This is a genomic window from Micromonospora tarensis, from assembly GCF_016803395.1.
Classification (GTDB): Bacteria; Actinomycetota; Actinomycetes; order Mycobacteriales; family Micromonosporaceae; genus Micromonospora; species Micromonospora tarensis.
The window spans coordinates 1-5,432 of sequence record NZ_JAEVHL010000335.1; the positions used below are offsets into that span (position 1 = coordinate 1).

The window sequence follows — 5,432 nt, forward strand, 5'->3', positions numbered from 1 at the left end:
GTCGGCATCGCGCCGGTGGGCGTGTGCAGCGGACCCGCCAACGCGTCGGCGCTGGTCTCGTCGAGCCCGCCGGTGGCGGCGCCGGCCGCGGGAGCCGCCTTGGGGCGTTCGCCCCGACGCAGCGCGGCCAGCCGGTCGGTCAGGGACTCACCCGGGGCCAGCATCGCCGGGCCGCCGATCTGGCTGTCCGACTTCGGCTCGGGCTGGGCCGGTGGGAGGACCGGCACGGGACGCTGCTGCACCGGCACCACGGCGTACGGGTCGGTGACCGAGTGCACGGCGGTCGACGTGCTGCTCAGCGGGCCGGCGAGCAGCTCGCGGAGCATGGCCCGGGAGGTGTGCACGTCGAGTCTGCGGGCCGGGTCCTTCTCCAGCAGACCCATCAGCACGCGGGTCAGCGGCCCGCTGCGCTGCGGCGGCGCGGGCGGATCCTCCACCACGGCGTGCATGGTCTCGATCGGGTCGCCCTTGTCGAACGGGGGTCGCCCCTCGACCGCCGTGTAGAGCGTCACACCGAGCGAGAAGAGGTCGCTCGGCGGGCCGAACTCCTGGCCCATGGCCCGCTCGGGGGAGATGAAGTGCGGCGAGCCGAGCACCATGCCGGGGGTGGTGAGCTGCACGTCGGTGGGCATCCGGGCGACCCCGAAGTCGGTGAGCACGCAGCGCCCGTCGGTGCAGATCAGCACGTTCGCGGGCTTGACGTCGCGGTGCAGCACGCCGATCGCGTGCGCGACCTCCAACGCGCCGAGCAGCGCGATGCCGATCTTGGCGACGGCGCGGGGCGCGACCGGCCCGTCCTCGATCACCATGTCGGCGAGGCTGCGGGCGTCCAGCAGCTCCATCACGATCCACGGCCGGCCGCCCTCGGTGACCACGTCGTACACCTGCACCACTGCGGGGTGCTGGATGGCGGCGGCGGCGCGGGCCTCGCGCAGGGTGCGCTCGTACATCGCGTCACGGTCGCTGGGGGCCAGGCCCGGAGGCAGGACCACCTCCTTCACCGCCACGTCACGGCGGAGCAGCGTGTCTGTGGCGCGCCACACGGTGCCCATGCCGCCGTTGCCCACCGAGGACCGCAGCGAGTACCGGCCACCGATGGTGGTGCCGGGCGCCGCTCGTCCGTTGGCGGGACTAACTGGTCCGCCGCTCCACGTCGGGATCTGAGTCACAGAAAAGCCACCGGGGGAAATCGAGGGGGGCTGGGACACAACCCCCCTATCTTGCTGGTTCCGACGCCCGATGCGAAAGCCGACGCGACGGACGTTTATCGAAGTCGACAGAACGTGCCCTGTCGTTCACCTCCTGTCGACAGCTCGGGACGCACTGTGCGGTATCCCTCACCCGACGACGTGGCCAGGCGTCCTACCATCCGGGGATGAACCAACGGCGGTCGAGCGAGTCCGGTTTCCTGATCAACGGCGTCTACACGGAGGCCGACCTTCCGGAGGACCTGGGCTCCCGGCTGGGCAGCCCCGGCGAGTACCCGTACACCCGGGGCGTCTACCCCACCATGTACACCTCTCGGCCGTGGACCATGCGCCAGTACGCCGGCTTCGGCACCGCCACCGAGTCCAACGAGCGGTATCACCAACTGCTGCGGGCCGGCACGATGGGCCTCTCGGTCGCCTTCGACCTGCCCACCCAGATGGGTTACGACTCCGACGACCCGATCGCCCACGGCGAGGTCGGCAAGGTGGGCGTCGCGATCGACTCTATCGAGGACATGCGGCTGCTCTTCGCCGACATCCCGCTGGACAAGGTCTCCACCTCGATGACCATCAACGCGCCCGGCTCGGTGCTGTTGCTGCTGTACCAACTCGTCGCCGAGGAGAACGGGGTGCCTGGCGCGGCGCTCAACGGCACCATCCAGAACGACATCCTCAAGGAGTACATCGCCCGGGGGACGTACATCTTCCCGCCGAAGCCGTCGCTGCGCCTGGTGGCCGACACCTTCGCGTACTGCCGCAAGGAGGTGCCGAAGTGGAACACCATCTCCATCTCCGGCTACCACATGGCCGAGGCCGGCGCGACGCCCGCGCAGGAGATCGCGTTCACCCTGGCCAACGGGGTGGAGTACGTGCGGGCGGCGCTGGCCGCCGGGCTCGCCGTGGACGACTTCGCGCCCCGGCTGTCGTTCTTCTTCGTGGCCCGCACCACACTGCTGGAGGAGGTGGCGAAGTTCCGCGCCGCCCGGCGGATCTGGGCCCGGTTGATGCGTGACGACTTCGGCGCGAAGGATCCGAAGTCATGATGCTGCGGTTCCACACCCAGACCGCCGGTGTGCAGCTCACCGCGCAGCAGCCGGAGGTGAACCTGGTCCGGGTGGCGGTGCAGGGGCTGGGCGCGGTGCTCGGCGGCACCCAGTCGCTGCACACCAACAGCTTCGACGAGGCGATCGCGCTGCCCACCGAGAAGGCCGCCCGGCTCGCGCTGCGCACCCAGCAGGTGCTGGCGTACGAGACGGACCTGACCTCGACCGTCGACCCGTTCGCCGGCTCGTACGTGGTGGAGGCGATGACGGCCGAGATCGAGGCCGCCGCCGTCGAGCTGATGGAGCGGGTGGCCGACCACGGCTCGGCGGTGGACGCGATCGAGGCCGGGTTCCAGAAGCGGGAGATCGAGCAGTCCGCGTACCGGATCGCCCAGGAGATCGACTCGGGGGAGCGGGTGGTGGTCGGGCTCAACCGGTTCACCGTGGATGAGGAGGAGCCGTACGAGCCGCTGCGGGTCGACCCGGCGATCGAGGCGGCCCAGGCCGACCGGCTGGCCCGACTGCGCTCCGAGCGGGACGCCGAGGCGGTGGCGCGGGCGCTCGCCGAGCTGCGGGCCGCCGCCGACGGCACGGAGAACGTGTTGTACCCGATGCGGGAGGCGCTGCGGGCCCGGGCGACAGTGGGCGAGGTCTGCGGGACGCTGCGCGAGGTGTGGGGGTTGTACCGGCCCACCGATCGCTTCTGACCCTCCGGGTCACGGTCGCGGTGTGTCCCGGGGGCCCAGCGGGGTACCCCGTCGGTTGAGCGTGGACGCACACCGTGTGCGCCCACGGCGGGTGCGTGCGTGTGAGCGTCCTTATCCGGCTCGTTGCGGAGAGTGGTCGGCTAATTGTCGGAGTGTCACTTCGCCACCCCGACTAATGCGACAATTTGCAACAGGGCTCGGTGAGTTCTGCCGGATTGGCGACCGCCGCGATTAGTTACGCGTTGTAGGAGGTGAGGGGCCGATGACGGCGTTCGACCGTGATCTACCTGCTCGCTCTCAACTCTTTGATGCCTCTCAGCAGGGCATTCGTGACGCTGCGCGGTCCGACCATCACCGTAACGAGGTTGCGCAGCGTCACCGTCGGAGGTCTAGGCTGTCTGCTGTCCCCGATGATCCATCCATTTCTAGTGATCGAGAATTCGACGTGACGAGTGCGTTGACGCTGCCCACGAATGGCCAGCTGGCGTCGTCCTGGCTGGAGACGCCCCCCGGATCCCAGCCCCTGCCCGGGGAGCTGGATCACCTCCTTGCCCTCCGGGTACCGGGGCTGATCGCTACGCGCCGTCACCTCCACTCGCATCCCGAGCTCTCCGGCACCGAGTTCGAGACGGCTGCCCTGATCGCCCGGGAGCTCTCGCTGGCCGGGCTGAACCCACGCCTGCTGCCCAAGGGCAACGGCGTGATCTGTGACGTCAACGGCAGGCCGGACGGTCCGGTCGTGGCGCTGCGCGCCGACATCGACGCGCTGCCGCTGGACGACCCCAAGGACGTGCCCTACCGGTCGACAGTGGCGGGCGTCTGCCACGCCTGCGGACACGACGTGCACACCTCGATCCTGCTCGGCGTCGGCATGCTGCTCGCCCAGCTCGCCGACCTCGGCGAACTGGACGGCCGAGTCCGGCTCATCTTCCAGCCGGCCGAGGAGATCCTGCCCTGCGGTTCGCTTGAGGTCATCGAGGCCGGCGGCCTGGACGACGTGGTGCAGATCTTCGCGCTGCACTGCGACCCGAACCTGCCGGTGGGCCAGGTCGGCCTGCGGGTCGCCCGATCACCGCCGCCGCCGACAACGTCACCGTCCGACTCACCGGGCCGGGTGGACACACCGCCCGCCCGCACCTGACTGTCGACATGGTGGACGCGCTCGGTCGATTGATCACCGAGGTGCCGACCCTGGTCAGTCGTCGGGTGCCGGCGAACAGTGGCCTGCTGCTGGTCTTCGGCCACGCCTCGGCCGGCACCCGTTACAACGTCATCCCGTCCGAGGCCAGCGCCTCCGGCACCCTGCGGGTGATGGACCGCGACACCTGGGAGCAGGCTCCCAAGATCGTCGCCCAGGTGGTCCGGGACGTGATCGCCCCGACCGGTGCCACTGTCGACCTGGAATACCTCCGTGGCCGGCCGCCGGTGTGCAACGACTCCCGGGCCATCCAGGTGCTGACCGCGGCCACCTCCGCCGCGCTCGGGCCGGAGGGTATCGCGGAGACACCGCAGAGCATGGGCGGCGAGGACTTCTCCTGGTATTTGGAGTACGTCCCTGGCGCCCTCGCCCGGCTCGGCGTGGGCCGCTCCGGCCCCAACGTCGACCTGCACCGCGCGAGCTTCGACGTGGACGAGCGGGCCATCCCGGCCGGCGTCCGCGTCATGGTGCAGACCGCGCTGCGGGCACTGGCGGCGGTGCGCTGACCGGAGCGACAAACGCCGGGGACCTCCGTCGCCGGCGCAGCACCACCAGCAGCACCGCCAGCGGTACGCCGAGCGCCACCAGCCACGGCAGCAGGGCACCCAGCACGGTGAGCAGGACGGTCATCGAGGCGACGAACGCCTTCCAGCCGCCCCTGAGCCCGACCAGGAAGCCGGTCTCGGCCTGCTCCTCGGTGGTCTTCGCCGCCGGCCCGGCCAGCGAGACGGTGATCGTGGAGAGAGCGGTCAGGTCGGCGAGGCGTCGCTTCTTGGCCTCCAGCGAAGCCAGGTCGGCCTCCCGGCGCCCCAGCTCGTTCTCCAACGACACCAGATCGGTGATCGACGTGGCCCGGGCCAGCAACCGGCGGGCGCTGTCCACCCGGGCACGCTGGCTGGCGATGCGGGCGTCCAGGTCGACGGTCTCCTCGGTGACGTCCTGCGTGTTGATCTCCCGGCTCTGTTGCCGACCGAGCTTCGCGATCTCCTCCACCACGCCGGCGAACTTCGCCGCCGGCACCCGCAGCTGCAACTCCGCCACCGCGTCGGCGTCGGCACTGCGCCGCTGGTCACCGCCGATGAAGCCACCGGCCCGGGTGGCCACGGCGGCGGTCTCCCGGGCGGCGGCGTCCACATCGTCCACCTGCACCCGCATGGTTCCGGTGTAGATGATCGCCCGTTGGTCGACCCGCAGGTCCGGTGCGCCCGCGCCGGCCGCCTCCGGTGCTCCCGCGGCGCGTCCGGTCCGCCTCGCCGCCGTTGGCCGCTGGCGCTTC

2 protein-coding genes and 2 pseudogenes are annotated in these 5,432 nt (G+C 70.9%); 2 read left to right on the forward strand and 2 right to left on the reverse strand.

The window, feature by feature from the left end; translation table 11 throughout:
* A partial coding sequence (locus JM949_RS33105; protein WP_203151990.1) for a serine/threonine-protein kinase occupies nucleotides 1–1,169 on the reverse strand: 1,169 nt, incomplete at its 3' end.
* A gap of 206 nt (nucleotides 1,170–1,375) precedes the next feature.
* Between JM949_RS33105 and JM949_RS33110 the strand changes: the two are divergent.
* Together JM949_RS33110 and JM949_RS33115 are read left to right on the forward strand one after the other, a co-directional pair.
* Nucleotides 1,376–2,958, forward strand: a pseudogene (locus JM949_RS33110) (acyl-CoA mutase large subunit family protein).
* A 445-nt stretch (nucleotides 2,959–3,403) separates the two neighbouring features.
* Nucleotides 3,404–4,662, forward strand: a pseudogene (locus JM949_RS33115) (amidohydrolase).
* Here the strand turns inward: JM949_RS33115 and JM949_RS33120 are convergent.
* A partial coding sequence (locus JM949_RS33120; protein ID WP_203151991.1) for a DUF4349 domain-containing protein occupies nucleotides 4,619–5,432 on the reverse strand: 814 nt, incomplete at its 5' end. The pseudogene JM949_RS33115 and the gene JM949_RS33120 sit on opposite strands and share 44 nt — an antisense overlap.